This is a genomic window from Corynebacterium sp. UMB4614 (assembly GCF_030217065.1).
Classification (GTDB): Bacteria; Actinomycetota; Actinomycetes; order Mycobacteriales; family Mycobacteriaceae; genus Corynebacterium.
Window position 1 is genome coordinate 49483 of record NZ_JASONC010000006.1, and the last position, 15055, is coordinate 64537.

Sequence of the window (15055 nt, forward strand, 5' to 3'; positions counted from 1 at the left end):
CTGGGGTCAACACTTCGCTGCTGCGAGCCTGGTCATTCCTGGGCTGCCCTGCTGGGTGAGGCTTAGCCTGCAGCGAGGTTGCGTGCGGCGATCCGCGCGGTCGCCGACCAGGTGGCTGCAACAGCAGGGCTCACAGCGACCTCGTCCAGCCCCGGGGTGATCGCGCAGAGGTCAACCTGCTGCACCAGCTGCTCCGCGGGGAAGCTCCACTGCTGCCACAGGCGTTGGACGGCACCCGCGTACGTGGCGGCACTGTCCTCGATCGCCGCGGCTCCCTGCGGCTCTGTGGGGCGCGGCACGCAGATGCCGATCCCCTGGCCCGCCCCGACGCTGGATCCAATGGCGTCCTTGAGCTCCGAGGTGGACTGCTCGCCGAAGAGGTGCCCGGCGGCCACCCCGACGCGATCAAAGCCCACCTGCGGGATGTCGCGGAATAGCTCGGGCGGGCACTCGTGCAGCACAGCCCCCACACCCTCGGGCAACTGGCCGAGCAGCCGCTGCCACACGCCCAAGATGTGCTCGGGATCCACCGGGGCCAGCCGATCCCAGCGCGTGGCCCCGGCCAGCCCGGCCAACAGTTGCGGCACGGCGGGCTCGTGGAGACCAATGAGCACCTCCGAGCCGGTCGCGCTGGCCAGCCATTCGGCGGTCTCCGCCAGCCCCGCCCCCAACGTGAGGGCGATGTCCCGGAATGCGGGCCGGTCGGCCACGATGGGATGCCCCGCCAGCTCCACAGTGGCGCCAAAGCTCCAGGGCCCGGCGACGTTCAGCATGATCCGTGGGGCCCGACGTTCGGCAAGCACCGCGGGCACCAGGTCTCGGAGCTCCGAGAGATAAGACCGGGTCTGGCGGCCGATCAGACTGGCCCCGTGGCTAATCTCCCAGCCCCGCGGGTTCGCGGCGAGGCTGAGCTGTGCGAAACCGGCGGTCAGGGCGGTGACGTCCAGGGCGACGTCTTTCACCCCGGGCTCGCCTGCAGGCTGGATACGGGGCAGGGAGATCCCGCCTGGCGCGCCGGTATCCTCATCCACATCGACGCCGCGGAGAAGCGCGGCCTCCAGGGCACTGTTCTGGTCCGGGTGGGTCGTGGCGAAGGATTCCCACCAGCCGAGACGTGTCATCCCTGGGCGTCCTCGCCCTGTTCGATGGCGTCGGCGTCCACCGCGCCGACGGTGCCGGGTGCGGGCTGCTCCTCAATCGGGGCGCCGAGGGCGGTGGTCGCGCGGATGGTGCCGGAGCCCAGCAGGATGTCTCCGTCCTCGTCGGGGCGATAGACCACGGCGGCCTGGCCGCGCGCCACGCCCTCCAGGGGCTGCAGCAGCTCCAGCTCCAGGCGCCACGGCAGCTCGTCGGCCTCCTTCACGCGACCCGCCGGGGTGACCGGGGCTGGGTCGTCGACGAGCCGGGCGCGGGCAGGAACCACCCCGCCGTGGGCGCGCACCTGCACCTCGCAGTCGAATTCGCGGCCGTGTACCTCCGGGTCGAGGCGCTTGAGGCGGTCGGCGATGATCCCGCCGACCCGCAGGTCCTCCCGGGTGCCAACGGTGACGGTACCCGTGTGGGCGTCGATATCCGTGACATAGCGTGGGCGGCCGTCCAGGGTTTCGCGCGGCAGGCCAAGCCCCTTGCGCTGACCAACGGTGAAGCCGTACACGCCGTCGTGCTCCGCCACGGTCTCCCCGCCGGTGTCCCGCACCAGGCCGGGACGCAAGCCGATCTTCGAGCCCAGGAATGCCTGAGTTCGGCCATCCGGGATAAAGCAGATGTCGTGGCTATCTGGCTTATTGGCGACCCCGAAGCCGGCGTCGGCGGCCTCCTCGCGGATCTCGGGCTTGACGGTGTCCCCGACCGGGAACATGCAGTGTGCCAGCTGTTCGTCGGTTAGCACGCCGAGGACATAAGACTGGTCCTTGTCCGCGTCCACGCCCCGGCGCAGCACGCCGTCGTGGAGCTGCGCGTAGTGGCCGGTGACCACGGCGTCGAAGCCGAGCGCGATGGAGCGGTCCAGCAGGGCTTCGAACTTGATCTTCTCGTTGCAGCGCAGGCACGGATTCGGGGTCTCGCCGATGGCGTAGGAGTCCACGAAGTTATCGATCACATCGGCCTTGAAGCGGTCGGAGAAGTCCCAGACGTAGAAGGGGATGCCGAGCTTGTCGGCGACCCGCCGGGCGTCGGCGGAATCCTCCAGGGAGCAGCAGCCGCGGGAACCGGCGCGCACGGCCTCCGGGGATTGGGACAGCGCCAGGTGCACGCCGATAACCTCGTGGCCTGCTTCGAGTGCCCGGGCGGCCGCGACCGCCGAATCCACACCACCGCTCATTGCTGCTACTACTCGCATGGGTGGCACCCTACTCGGGTTTAGCGGGCTTAGGCCATTCCGGCGGCGCGAGCCTGCTCGGCCACGCGCGGCAACAATTCGGCGATGCGTTCAGCGTCCGCCATCGTGGTCTCCGCGCCGAAGGTCAGCCGCAGGGCACCTCGGGCCACCTCCACGTCCACACCCATCGCAGCGAGCACGTGGCTGGCGCGGTTCACCCCGGCCGCGCACGCCGAACCCGTGGAGGCATCCACCCCCGCAGCGTCCAGCAGCATGATGAGGCTATCCCCCTCCGCACCGGGGATGCTCAGGTGCAGGTGGCTGGGCAACGAGGGTTCGTGGGTCCACACTTTTATCCCCTCGATGCCACGGACGGCCTCCAGCACCCGCTCGCGGATGTTCCGTAGCCGCTCGTTCTCCGCAGCCATATCCCGATGTGCCGCCGCCAGTGCTGCTGCGGTGCCCACCGCCCCGTGGACGTTGACGGTCCCAGAGCGCAGCCCGCGTTCCTGGTTCCCGCCCTTCAACGGCGAGAGGATCTTCGCATCCCGGCGCGCGAGCAACACCCCGGTCGAGCGCGGCCCGCCGAACTTGTGCGCGCTCGCTGCGAGGGTGGCGACCCCGAGGCCGTGGAAGTCGATCGGCACCCTCCCCGCTGCCTGCACGGCATCCACGTGCATGGGCACTCCCTTGTCCGCTGCGATTGTGGCAAGTTCGCCGACCGGCTGGATGTTCCCGGTCTCGTTATTCGCCCACATGCAGGTGATCAGCGCCGTCTGCTCGGGAGCCATGTTTTTTAGGACGCCGATCTCCTCGGCCGCTTCAAGATCAACGACTCCGTGTTCGTCCACGGGCAGCTCGACCCGGCGGTACCCCAAGTCAAGCGGGCCGGTGCACAGCCAATCGATGGATTCCCCCACCGCCGGGTGCTCGATGCCAGGAGCGATAATGTCGCCCGCAGTCGGGTGCAGCTTCCGGGAGCCGAAGGCCAGCCCCTGCACGGCGATGTTGTCGGCCTCCGTGCCCGAGGCGGTGAAGATCACCTCCACGGGTTCGGCGCCGAGGAACTCGGCGATCTGCTCGCGGGACTCCTCCAGCACCCGCCGGGCGTCCCGGCCGGTGCGGTACTGACCGGCCGGATTGAGCGCGGATTCTGCCTCCCGCATCGCCTCGGCTGCCTCCGGGCGCAACGGGCTCGAGGCGGCGTGGTCGGCGTAGATGCGGGGCTGGCTTGTCATGGTTTCTAGTGTGGCATAGCACCTGGCAAGCTAAGCGAACATCCCCATGCCCCAGCAGATGGCAACCAGCACGATGGAGAATGCCCAGACCACCGGCAGTGCGCGCTTGAGATAGTGGCCCATCTGCCCCTCGGCGAGGCCGAGCGCCAGCCAGAGCGCCGGCGAGAACGGGGAGACGAAGGTGCCGATGACATTACCCACGATGAGCGCTGCGGCAGCCCCCATGCCGCTCACACCGAAGTTCGCAGCAGTCTCCTGAACGATGGGCAGCACCGAGAAGTAGTAGGCGTCGGTGGACGTGAGAAGGTCCAGTGGGACGCCGAAGAACGCGACAATGATGTGCAGGTACTGCCCCACTCCCTCAGGCATGATCGCGATGAGCTGCAGGGCGATCTCCTCGAGCATGCCGCTGCCGTTGAGCACTCCCAGGAACATGGCGGCCGCGATGATCACACCGGCCATGGAGAGCGCATTCGGTGCGTGCCGGTTAAGCACCCCGGTCTGAGCCTCCTTGCCCTGGCAGTTCACCAGCATGGCCACGGTGGTGGCGATGAGGAAGGCCGGAGCCGGTGGCAGCAGGCCCGCCAGCAGCACGACCAGCACCGCGAGGATCAGCACGACGTTAATCACCGTCACCGCCCTGCCAGTGCGGAAGGACAGGCCGATCTCCGCCTGCTGTTGGCGCTGGTTCTCTGCGAAGTTGGCGGCCATCTTCTCGACATCGACGTTAGCCGGGCCTGGGGTGTCTGCCCCGGCTCCCACCTTCTGCGCGCTGCGCTTGCGGGCACGGCGTAGCTCGAGAACACCGAGGGCCGCAGCTACTGCGAACACGCCGAGCAGCGCGATCCCCTGGGCCGGCAGCAGGTGGATCCAGATATCGTGCGGGTCCTGCGCGATGACCGAGCCCGCTCGCCCCACCGGGCCTGCCCACGGCACCATGTTCATCACCGACGCTGCCAGTGCGACGATCATCAGTAGGGTGTAGCGGCTCATGTGCATCGCCTTATACAGCGGGAGCAGCGCGGGGATCGTCAGCAGGAAGGTCGTCGAGCCCGAGCCGTCGAGGTGGGCGACCACGCCAATGGCCGCGGTTCCCAGCGTGATGAAGACAGGATTGCCCCTGGTGCCCTTGATCAGCGCTCGAATCACGGGCGTGAACAGCCCGACGTCCTGCATGATTCCGAAGAAGATGATCGCGAAGATGAACATCACGACCACACTCATGACGGATTTCAGCCCGTCGCTGAAGAAGTCCGAGAGTTCCTCAAAGCTATAGCCCAGGATCAGGGCGCCGATCGCTGGGATGAGGGCCATGGGCACGATCGGACTCACCTTGCCGCGAATCAGAATTGCGACGGTGAGAAAGATGATGGCGAGCCCAGCGATGGTGAGCCCGAGGGCTGACTGCATGCCCACGTCCTTTCCAGTGAGGGGTGGCGCGCCTTCAGCGCGCCTATGTCGTGCGTCACATTGTGACAGACACCCCAAACTGGAGCACAATCATCGAGCGTACGAGTATTTTTGCGCTCGATATAAAAAGCTGGGTTAGGACTTCTTCCGGCCCGTCACCGCCAACACAATGGCTGCCAGCAGGGCGATAATCCCGACCCCGGCGGCTCCGATCATCGGCCAGCTCATCCCGGTGTCTTCCTGCTCTGCGGCCACATTCTTGGCATCGGCATCGGCAGCGCCGTCATCCTGCTCTTGGTCCAGATCCTTCTCGAGGGAAGCAAACTCCGGCGCCCCCTCGCCAGCCTTGCCCAGGACCTCCACGGTCATCGTGCCTTTGGCCTCCCCCTGCTTATCGGCTGTGTCCTCCCGATCGCCGCCAGAGACGATGATGTAGTAGCGGCCCGGCACCGAGTTCTCGTTCGGGTAGATCTCGCCGCTGTTCTTGTAGCGGATGGGGAATGTCCGGGCCTGGAGGCTGACGCTCTTGGAGCTGCCGAAGTCCGAGCTATCAGTGTCGTTAACGAGGGCATCGCTTCCGAAGGGAGAAAGCACCCTCGTGTTCCATGCCATGAAGCGCTTCTGCACCGTTTCCAGGTCGGTCTGCACCTGTACGTGCTGCCCCCAGTCCAGGTCCACGGCGAATACCTGGCTTTCACCCATCGTCACCGCGATGTTGTGGGCACCAGGCTCGATCACCTTGGCGTTCCCGAATGAGTCACCGCCGTAGGACACGCCTTCCGGCGCCTTTGCTGCCTCCATTTCCTCCCACTCGGGATTCTTGGCAGCCTCTGGCAGCTCGTCGAGGCTTTGGACCGTGCCACGCTCCTCCAAGTGGATCCGCACCGGGAGCTCGCCTTCGCCCTTGACGTCCGTGGTGACTTTCAGCAGCAGGTTTTCGGCGTCTTCGCACTCCCTGCTAGATAGGCTGGTGGCCAGCAGCCCCTCGGGGCCGCTGCTGTGCCCATAGTCGGATTCTTGGGCACATTTTTCTTCGCTGGTGGGATCGACCAGTTCGACGGCGATGGAGCCGTGTTCTTTGTCAGTTTCCGCCAGGCTCATCGCGGCACCTGCCCACACCACGGAATCCTTGGCCTGCTTCGGCACGCGGTACCAGCGCGTCTCGTTGAAACCGAACTTGTCCAGGTAGGTTCCCGGCCTCATGTCGGGGGCCTCAGATCGGGAGTCCCCGCCAGTGATGGGGTCCCCGTCCAGTTGGAAGGCCTGGCCCGTGCGCATCGCAGCTTCCTCGATGGCTGTCTTGATCTCATCGGCGTTATCCGCCGAGTAGTACTTTCCGTTGCCCTTCTTCGCGATGCACTGCAGCTGATTGCGCGCCTTGCCATCCACGTTCATGCCCACCACGTTGATGGTCACGTTGATGCCCTGCTTCTGAAGTTCATCGACGACATCGCAGGGGTCCGGGACGCAGGTTTCCTCGCCGTCGGAGACCAGGACGATGGTGTTTTCTTCATCCTCCCCTGGCTTGTCGATGTCCTTGCCGGCTTCCTTCAGGGCATAAGAGATCGGGGTCCACCCGGCTGGGCTGTACCCCTCGATGGCCTTCGAGAGGTCCTCGCGATTCTCCGTCGCAATCGGGACCACCAGCTCGGAATCACGGCAGGATTCTTCGCTGCCTTTGTTCTTGTCATTCGCGCCGTACACCCGCAACCCCAGCTCGGTCTCCTCCGGTGTTGAATCGACCAGGGAGTTCAGGGCGTCCTTGGCTGCATCAATCCGGGTTTTCCCGCCGTCGATCTTCTCCGCCATCGACCCGGATGAGTCCATGACCAGGTGTACTCGCTGCTTCTTTGGCTTGTCGATATCGGCGTTGGCTACCCCAACGGGAACCGCTACAGCGAGGATCGTCCCCACCACAAACGCCAGAATGGCCCCAACTGAACGTCGTGCCCACATCTTAAAAAGTCCCCTCAACTCGAAGTGGTATTTACTGCTTCCCAAAGCTCTTAGGCACACTATGGACGGATATAAAAAAGCCGGTGCTCCGTCATAACGGGAAACACCGGCTTTTTATTTTTAGCTGCGCTCAGGGCAGCTGATTGGATTCGGGAACCTTAGCGGTTCTTGATCTCCTCGGTTGCCTGCGGGGCAACGTCGAAGAGGTCACCAACGATACCGAAGTCTGCGATCTCGAAGATCGATGCCTCGTCATCCTTGTTGACCGCAACGATGGTCTTGGAGGTCTGCATACCAGCCTTGTGCTGGATAGCACCGGAAATGCCCAGTGCGATGTACAGGTTCGGGGACACGGTGACACCGGTCTGGCCGACCTGGAACTTGCCCGGGTAGTAGTCCGCGTCGACTGCGGCACGGGATGCACCAACGGCACCGCCGAGCGCGTCGGCCAGTGGCTCGACAACGTCGGTGAAGCCCTCGGAGCCGCCCACGCCACGACCACCGGAGACGACGATCTTCGCCTCAGCCAGGTCCGGACGGTCGCCGGCCTCAGCCGGAGCGAAGCTGGTGATCTTCACAGCGGTCGGGCCAGCGCCCGGCAGCTCGACTGCCTGGATCTCACCGGCAGCGTCCTGCGGCTCCGGATCGATGGAGCCGGCCTGCCAGGTGAAGACCGGGGCCACGCCTGCGGCACCGGAGTCGACGATGTACTCGCCACCGAAGACCGGCTTCTTAGCGTTGCGCTCGGCGTCGATCTCGGTGATGCCGTAGACCGCACCGGAGCCCACGCGTGCGGACACGCGGCCAGCAACCTCGTTGCCGGTAGCGGAAGCAGAGACCAGGACCGGAACCTGCAGGTGAGCGGCGAGCCCGGAGAGGGCGTCGACGGATGGGGTGATGAGCAGGGAGTCAGCCTCGTCGGACTCGGCAGCGTAGATGGTCTCCGCGCCAGCAGCAGCCAGCTCGGACTTCAGGCCCTCAGCGGTGCCCGGCTTGCCAACAACGACGGCGCCGACCTGGCCGAATACGCGACCAGCGGTGATGAGCTCGCGAGTGGAGTTCTGCAGCTCACCTTCAACGTGATCAACCAGTACCAATACGTTGGTCATGGATTTTCCTCTTTCCTAATGTGGCAGGGAATGTCGGGTTATGGAACGTGAAAAGCGGTGAGCTAGATCAGCTTTTCCTTAGCGAGGAACTCGACGAGCTTCTTGCCGCCGTCGCCCTCATCGGTGATCTTCTCACCGGCAGACTTCGGTGGCTTCGGCGTGACGCCAGCGACCGAAGAGGTTGCGTTGCCACCGCCGACGTTCGCCGGATCGACGCCGATGTCGGAGAGGCTGAGCTCCTTGATCTCCTTCTTCTTCGCGGCCATGATGCCCTTGAAGACGGCGAAGCGCGGGGTGTTGGCCTTCTCCGTGACGGAGACGATGGCCGGGGTCGGCGCCTCGAGGCCGAAGATGCCCTCCTCGGTGACGCGCTTACCGGTGACGGTGCCACCCTCGACAGCCAGCTCCTCCATGTGGGTCAGAGCCGGAATCTGGCGGTACTCGGCCAGCAGGCCCGGGATAGCGCCGGCGACACCGTCGGTGGAGGCGTTACCAGCGATGATGAGCTCAATGTCCTCGATCTGGTTGAGCGCGTTGCTCAGCGTCCAGGCGGTGCCCAGGACGTCGGAGCCCTCGAGGGCCTCGTCGGTGACCAGGATTGCCTCGTCGCAGCCCAGGGACAGTGCCTTGCGCAGCGCCTCGGTCGCGCGGGTCGGACCCACGGAGAGCACGATGACGTTGCGGGAGGAGTCTGCTTCCTTCAGCTGGAGTGCAGCCTCGACAGCGTTCTCGTTGATCTCATCGAGAACAGCGTCGGCGCTGTCACGGTCCAGACGGAAGTCGTCCTCACGGAGCTTGCGCTCGGAGTACGTGTCCGGCACCTGCTTAACCAGAACAACGATGTTCGACATGCGTTGGCCTTTCGTGATTGCGTGTTGGTTTCCAGTTCAGCTTAGCTTGAAAAACGTGAGCTTCGCCACAACACATTAATATTTTTCTAGAACCACCCCACCGCGCGGGCTGGGCGTGTCACCGTCCGTTCTACCCAACCGGCATGACCCGCGCCTGAGCTTTGCGCCAACCCGCAGCGAATTCGCAGTATTAGTGCTTTTCGGGGGCCACCGCGCGGCAGATATAGGCCACCACACCGCTGCTCAACCCACCCCCGCGCTGCTTTGTATTCCGCTCCCCCAGCCGTGCAATGACGACCGTGGCCTTACCCTTGCCTTTGAGCTTCAGCTTCGCGCGCAGCTGATCCGGATTGATGTCCGCCCCGCGCACGAGGATTTCCAGCTTGCCGACCCCTCGTTGCTGCAAGGCCTTGCGCAACTGCTTGACCGGCACGGTATCCAGCACCTCGAAGGCCCGCATCCCCGCCGGGACGTGCTCACCCGTGACATAGGCCAGGTTCGGGTCCACCAGCCACAGCCTCTCCCGGGCCGCGAAGTGGCGCACGAGCCCGGCGCGAATGATCGCTGCATCCGGTTCCATGATGTACCGGCCAGGCTGCCCCGCGCGTGCTGCGACGTCGTCATCTGACAGCTCCGGCTCCCAGCTGGCCAGGATGTCGACGCCTTCCCCCTGGTCGCTGGTGCTGATCACCACGGCCCGGCGCGCCAGCCCCTCACCATCCCGGGCTTCCGGGGAAACCAGCCCGGAGGTCAAGGCACAAGCCTCTTTGGCCTGGCCATCCACGCTGATGACGTCCACCTGGCCGGCCCAGTCCTCGAGCTCTGCGAAGTCCACGCCCGGGGCGAGTTTCACCATCAACTCGTGTCCGGGATAGGCCCCAACCAGGTCACTCACCGGGGGCTGCATGTCCTCGAGCCGGTGAATCCGCCCCGAGGAGTTGCGCCGAGCCGGGTCCGCAAGGATCACCGGCTTCTCCCCCGGTGTTCCTTCCCAGGGCTCGAGGGCATCGGCCACCCGCACCTCGACGCCCGGGCAGTTTGTGCGAGCCATCGCCACCCGAACCGGGTCAATGTCGGAGCCGCTGCACGTCAGCCCGGCCTCCTTAAGCGCCACAAGCTCGGTCCCCACCGAGCAGGTGACGTCGCGCGCCACCGCCACCCCCAGTGCTGCGAGGTGCCGAGCACGGAAGCGCGCCACGGCCAGCGGGGTGGACTGCTGGGCAGCATCCTTATCGGTCCACCACCCGGCCGCGAGTTCCCCAGGTAGCTTCACCGCCACAATCCGGCGGGCTTCGACCAGCTCGGCCACCGCCCGGGCGTTGTCACCCCAGGCTTTGCGCAACGCTGCCATATCGGACACCACGCTGCGCTGGCTGAGCTCAAGCTCGCCGGCCTGCGCGATGGCGGTGCCGGCGTCGGGAGAGGACTGGAGCCACTGAAGCTCCTCAAAGCTAAAAGACAACCGCGACCTACTGCAGATAGGAGCCCGGACGGTGCTCGAACGGGTGCTCCGGCAGCTCCGCCGGGTCCACCGCAAACTTCATCCCCGGGGCGAAGACGCGCTTCGGGCGACCGTACATCTTGGATTCCATGAGGTAGTACTCGGCCATATAGGGCTCGTCGATCGGCTCGTCCAGCACGGGGTCCACCGAAAGTCCCGACGAGAAGTCCATGACCTCGTCGACCGTGCGGAAGGTGCTCAGCAACTTCAGCTGCGCCCACGTCGGGGGCATCAGGCTAATCTTCCGGGAACGCCACCCGTCGAGCAGCGTCGACGGGCGGAACCAGCCCGTGGACGTGGCCTCTCGCGTGTCCCCGGTCGTGTCCTGCCCCTCCGGCAGACGGGCCACGAAAAATGCCGTGTCGTAGCGGATCGGCTGCCCCTCTGGGGTCACCCAGTTCGCCCAGGGGCGCAGCAGATCGGCCCGCAGGATCAGCTTGTGCCGGTCCATGAACGTAGAAAACGGGAGCAGGTGATTCTCCAGTTCCTGGCGCTCGTGCTGGAAGCGCGTGGTGTCCGCGACAATATCTCCGTCCTCATTGGAGGCCAGGAGCGTGCCTGCCTCCTCGAAGGTCTCGCGCACCGCGGCACACACGAGGGCGCGGGCAATCGCGGGATCCTTGCGCAGACGGTGGGCCCACCAACGAACGTCCGGGCCGGACCAGCGCACATCGGGCGAGTCCACCCCGTCGCCGTCGACGTCACCGGGCATATCGCGAGCATCCACCCCACCGCCCGGGAAGACAGTCATCTCCGCGCAGAACGCCATGGTTGACGCGCGTTCCTGCACGTAGACCTCCGGGCCGGATAGCGTGTCACGCAGCAGAATGACCGTGGAGGCATGCCGTGGCTCTACCGGACCCAACTGCTCTGCAAATCCCATCTCGAGCCGGACCTCGCTTTCCACCTAAATCGGTACTTAAAAGACTCTAGCTAATCCCGCGCCCGGTGGGCTCCACCGCGACGAAGACGGCGGGCGAACCAGCGGCCGTCCTCCTGCTTAACCTCGATGGGCTGGTGGTAGGCCTTGGTGAGGTTCTCGCTGGTCATGATGTCGGTCAACAGGCCCTGGGCCACGATGTGGCCTTCGTCCAGCAGCATCCCGTGGGTGAATCCCGGCGGGATCTCCTCCACGTGGTGGGTGACCAACACGGTCGCCGGGGAATCCGGATCCATCGCGATCTGGCTGAGCAGCTCGATCAGATCTTCGCGGCCACCGAGGTCCAGCCCGGCACCCGGCTCATCGAGCAGCAACAGCTCCGGGTCGGTCATCAAGGCGCGCGCGATGAGGGTGCGCTTGCGCTCTCCCTCAGACAGCGTGCCCCACGTGCGGTCGGCCAGGTGATACGCCCCCACGACCTCGAGGGTGTTGACGGCCTGCTCGTAGTCCATCTCGTCGTAGGCCTCCCGCCACCGTCCCATGACGTCGTAGCCCGCGGAGATGACGATGTCCGAGACCACCTCGTCGTCTGGGATGCGGTGAGCCAGGGCAGAGCTGGACATTCCGACGGCGGTGCGGATGTCGCGGACGTCGGAGGAGCCCAATCGTTCGCCGATGATGTCCACGGTGCCGGTCGTCGGGAAAAGCTGCGCGCTGGCCAAGCGCATCAGGGAGGTCTTCCCGGCGCCGTTGGGCCCCATGATGACCCAGCGCTCGTCAAGCTCGACCTGCCAGTCCAGCTCGTGCAGGATCTCGTTGCCGCCCCGGCGCAGCGATACACCGCGCATGTCCAGGATCAGGTCCTCCGGCGCCGCCGGCTGGGTTTCCGGGGTGGAAATGACATTGCGTTGCATGGTGGTTCTCGTTACCTCAGGGGCTCGTGGGATCGGATCGGGTTACTCCGGCGGATAACCGCGGTTCTAGAACAGGGCGCTGGCCATGTTCGTGCGGGCCGCGATGACCTCCGGATCGGCGGCATCATAAAGCTCGAAGAGCTGCAGCAGCTGCTGCTTCGCGCGGTCCTTCTCCTCGCCCGCGGTGTGGCGCATCGCGGTGACGAGAACGTCGAAGCCCTGGGCCTTCTCACCGCGCAGGGCGAGCAGCTCGGCGGCGGCCATCGCGGCGTCGACGTTGCCCGGGTCTGCAGCCACCTGCTCCAGTGCCTGCTCTCCGGCAGCTGGATCCCCGGCGCGTTCCGCGAGGATGGCATTGGCACGTGCGGCCCGTGCCGTCGCCGCGAGCTCGGGGTCGGTGTTCGGGTCGGCGAGGATGGCGTCGTAGGCGGCGATCGCTTCCTGGATCTGCCCCTGTTCAATGAGGGACGCAGCCTCATCGAGGCGGGAGTCCTGTTCTTCAGCGGCGGCCCCCGAATCCGCAGGCAGGCCCGGCAGCTTACCGTCGACGGCCTGGATCACCGACTCCAGCCACTGCTCCACCTGCTCCTGCGGCTGGGCTCCCTGGAAGGACGTCGCTGGGCGGCCAGCCACCAGGGCGAGCACCGTGGGCACGCCGCGTACCCCGAGCGCCTGGGCCATCTCCGGCACCGCATCGGCGTCGATGTAGCGGAATACCCACTTCAGCTGCTCCTGCGGCACATCCGGGATCTCCACCAGGCGGGCGAAGAAGTTCTTCAGCTCTGCGCTGGCCTCCGAGCGGGCACTACCCACCAGGAGGATCACCGGAACCTGGGTGGAGCGGACCACCAGGTCCTGCTCGAAGGATTCCGGGGTGACGTCCGCCGAGCGGGCGACGTAGTCCACGCCCACTCCAGCTTCCGCTGCTTGCTGTGCGTGCTTCTCGCGCTGCACGGCCTGCTGCTTCACCGTCCCCAGGTCAATCGCCCCCGAAACAAAACGCTGCGGCGCCTGCGGCTGCCGAGGGGAGGATGGCTGCGCCTGCGGGGCGCCGCTCTGCGGACGAGAGGCCGGTTGGGAGGAAGGATCGTGCGGTACAGTCATGCCCTCCATAGTAACGGCTTCCGACCGCGGGGCGACCGCGCCCAATCCCCCGGCCGACTGGGGCGCTTCGCCCCCATGAGCACCGGGGCCTAGAACAGCCGAAACTCCGAATCATCGGTGCCACGCATCGCCGCGTAGTCCAAGGTCACGCAGCGGATTCCCCGGTCTTCGGCCAGGGTGCGGGCCTGAGGCTTGATCTCCTGCGCGGCGAAGACACCGGTCACCGGGGCAAGCAGCTCGTCACGGTTGAGCAGCTCGACGTAACGGGTCAGCTGCTCGACTCCGTCGATGTTCCCGCGGCGCTTGATCTCCACCGCAACGGTCGCCCCCGTCGCGTCCTTGGTGAGGATGTCCACCGGCCCGATGGGGGTCGGGTATTCGCGGCGCACCAGCGAGTAGCCCTCCCCCAAGATCTCGATCTGCTCGGCCAGCAGCTCCTGGAGGTGGGCCTCTACGCCGTCCTTCTGCAGCCCCGGGTCTTCGCCGAGGTCAAAGTTCTGGTCGGAGTGCACCGCGAAGAGCTGGATGCGCAGCTGCTCGCCCTTCGGATTCTCGACGACCCACAGGGCCTCGACGTCTTCGTCCTCCAGCTCAGGAAGTGTGAGGAAGGGGTCCTTGCCGTCTGTGGCCTCGGCGAGTACCTCCGCGCGGCGGTATTCCGTCGTCGTGCAGGGTGGGGTCATCCAGTTCAGGGGCTTATAGGCCCGGTCATCAGCATGGATGGAGACCGCACCGTCCGACTTCACCATGATCAGGCGATCGGCGCGCGGCAGATGAGCTTCCAGTCGACCGACGTAGTCGACGGCACACGTGGCGATGATGAGACGCATTTTTCCAACGCTACCCCACGCCTGGCAGCAACGGGCTATTCATAGGGCGTCGTGGTCAGCACTCCGTGGTGGAGGTACAGGCGGCGATCGCAGAGCCGGTCGATGCCCCGAGCTCAGTGTCTGGCGGATGGTCTTATCGGCGGTGACGTCGATACCCACCTGGACCTCCTCGCTATTCGTCTTACCCCTTCTCTCCGGACGGCGCGGTGGGCAGCTGGTCAGCTTGGTTTTCTTTGGCCAACGCAAAAACCCCGCCCGGGTAGCCCCGGTCGGGGTAGAAAACGATAAGAAGACTCAAGAGAATCGCGTCGTGCGCACCCAGCGCTCTGAAGGCGCGGACTCCAGCCAGGAGACGAAGGCGTTATCCCCCTGCTCGTCGATGGCGATCTCGTACTCCTCGCCACGGTGGGAAATCTTCATCACGTGGCAGTAGCCCTCGATGAAGGGGCGCTCCTTATCCACAATGTCCCGGCGGGACACCACGGTGGTCCCCAACCGGGTCAACACCAGATCCGACCCGGGCCGCAGGCTGCGCAACTTGTACAGCCGAGCCGAGGTCCTCGAATAAACCAAAACCCCGTGTCGCCAGTGCCTTGCCTCCTCGGCGGGAAGCGCACGCAGCAGCACGGGGTAGCCTTCGCTCCGCAGGTAGAAGAAGCGCCACAGGATGACGCCAACGAGCAGCAGAAGAAGAACAATTCCCAAAAGCACAAGAATCGTGGTCAACGTTTCCGCCTCTTCGCCGTCGCATCATCCCGCCAACCCGGCGGGCAGGAAAACCAGGAGTGTTTCAAGGCTGCAATACCTTAAACAAAATTTAGCCCCATGCCTGGATATTAACAATTCCCTCCCACCGGTGGGCTGCCTTCCGCACTCAGCGGGAGAAAACCGCATCCTTAGGGCGAAAAGCACAAAGGCCACCCCGCGCGGGTCACCCCACGCGAC

The 15055-nt window shown here is 65.5% G+C and carries 13 protein-coding genes; all 13 read right to left on the reverse strand.

Annotated elements, in window-relative coordinates; all coding sequences use genetic code 11:
* Positions 1–62: 62 nt before the first annotated feature.
* Positions 63–1121: a hypothetical protein gene (locus QP413_RS04205; protein ID WP_284780763.1), complete on the reverse strand. Its 1059-nt coding sequence runs from the start codon at positions 1119–1121 to the stop codon at positions 63–65.
* On the reverse strand, positions 1118–2338 hold the full coding sequence (gene mnmA, locus QP413_RS04210; protein WP_070760868.1) for a tRNA 2-thiouridine(34) synthase MnmA: 1221 nt from the start codon (positions 2336–2338) through the stop codon (positions 1118–1120). Before mnmA ends, QP413_RS04205 begins: the two co-directional genes overlap by 4 nt.
* Positions 2339–2367: 29 nt before the next feature.
* Positions 2368–3555 (reverse strand): cysteine desulfurase family protein, encoded by a 1188-nt coding sequence (locus QP413_RS04215; RefSeq protein WP_070760870.1) that lies wholly within the window; start codon positions 3553–3555, stop codon positions 2368–2370.
* A gap of 30 nt (positions 3556–3585) precedes the next feature.
* Positions 3586–4965, reverse strand: a complete 1380-nt coding sequence (locus QP413_RS04220; RefSeq protein WP_070759375.1) for an SLC13 family permease — start codon at positions 4963–4965, stop codon at positions 3586–3588.
* Positions 4966–5100: 135 nt separating this feature from the next.
* Positions 5101–6882: a VWA domain-containing protein gene (locus QP413_RS04225; RefSeq protein ID WP_284780767.1), complete on the reverse strand. Its 1782-nt coding sequence runs from the start codon at positions 6880–6882 to the stop codon at positions 5101–5103.
* Positions 6883–7079: 197 nt separating this feature from the next.
* Positions 7080–8030, reverse strand: a complete 951-nt coding sequence (locus QP413_RS04230; protein ID WP_070759305.1) for an electron transfer flavoprotein subunit alpha/FixB family protein — start codon at positions 8028–8030, stop codon at positions 7080–7082.
* Between the two features lie 62 nt (positions 8031–8092).
* Positions 8093–8881 carry an electron transfer flavoprotein subunit beta/FixA family protein gene (locus QP413_RS04235; RefSeq protein WP_148820430.1) on the reverse strand — a complete coding sequence of 263 codons (789 nt, stop codon included), beginning with the start codon at positions 8879–8881 and terminating at the stop codon, positions 8093–8095.
* A gap of 190 nt (positions 8882–9071) precedes the next feature.
* Entirely contained in the window at positions 9072–10343 is a 1272-nt protein-coding gene (locus QP413_RS04240) for a hypothetical protein (RefSeq protein ID WP_284780770.1), read from the reverse strand.
* A 7-nt stretch (positions 10344–10350) separates the two neighbouring features.
* Complete coding sequence (locus QP413_RS04245; RefSeq protein ID WP_070760874.1) at positions 10351–11265, reverse strand: NUDIX hydrolase; 915 nt, start codon at positions 11263–11265, stop codon at positions 10351–10353.
* 50 nt (positions 11266–11315) lie between these two features.
* Entirely contained in the window at positions 11316–12176 is an 861-nt protein-coding gene (locus QP413_RS04250) for an ABC transporter ATP-binding protein (RefSeq protein WP_070759297.1), read from the reverse strand.
* 66 nt (positions 12177–12242) lie between these two features.
* Positions 12243–13280, reverse strand: a complete 1038-nt coding sequence (locus tag QP413_RS04255; protein ID WP_284780771.1) for a tetratricopeptide repeat protein — start codon at positions 13278–13280, stop codon at positions 12243–12245.
* Positions 13281–13369: 89 nt separating this feature from the next.
* Positions 13370–14110 (reverse strand): endonuclease NucS, encoded by a 741-nt coding sequence (gene nucS, locus QP413_RS04260; protein WP_284758694.1) that lies wholly within the window; start codon positions 14108–14110, stop codon positions 13370–13372.
* A gap of 294 nt (positions 14111–14404) precedes the next feature.
* Positions 14405–14836 (reverse strand): DUF2550 domain-containing protein, encoded by a 432-nt coding sequence (locus QP413_RS04265; protein WP_141759456.1) that lies wholly within the window; start codon positions 14834–14836, stop codon positions 14405–14407.
* Positions 14837–15055: the final 219 nt, after the last annotated feature.

Bases quoted from the DNA above. Each gene is read 5' to 3' on its own strand.
- QP413_RS04235 (WP_148820430.1), bottom strand. From the start codon at position 8,881: ATGTCGAACATCGTTGTTCTGGTTAAGCAGGTGCCGGACACGTACTCC.
- QP413_RS04245 (WP_070760874.1), bottom strand. From the start codon at position 11,265: ATGGGATTTGCAGAGCAGTTGGGTCCGGTAGAGCCACGGCATGCCTCC.
- QP413_RS04220 (WP_070759375.1), bottom strand. From the start codon at position 4,965: ATGCAGTCAGCCCTCGGGCTCACCATCGCTGGGCTCGCCATCATCTTT.
- QP413_RS04230 (WP_070759305.1), bottom strand. From the start codon at position 8,030: ATGACCAACGTATTGGTACTGGTTGATCACGTTGAAGGTGAGCTGCAG.
- QP413_RS04205 (WP_284780763.1), bottom strand. From the start codon at position 1,121: ATGACACGTCTCGGCTGGTGGGAATCCTTCGCCACGACCCACCCGGAC.
- nucS (WP_284758694.1), bottom strand. From the start codon at position 14,110: ATGCGTCTCATCATCGCCACGTGTGCCGTCGACTACGTCGGTCGACTG.
- QP413_RS04255 (WP_284780771.1), bottom strand. From the start codon at position 13,280: ATGACTGTACCGCACGATCCTTCCTCCCAACCGGCCTCTCGTCCGCAG.
- QP413_RS04250 (WP_070759297.1), bottom strand. From the start codon at position 12,176: ATGCAACGCAATGTCATTTCCACCCCGGAAACCCAGCCGGCGGCGCCG.
- QP413_RS04215 (WP_070760870.1), bottom strand. From the start codon at position 3,555: ATGACAAGCCAGCCCCGCATCTACGCCGACCACGCCGCCTCGAGCCCG.
- mnmA (WP_070760868.1), bottom strand. From the start codon at position 2,338: ATGCGAGTAGTAGCAGCAATGAGCGGTGGTGTGGATTCGGCGGTCGCG.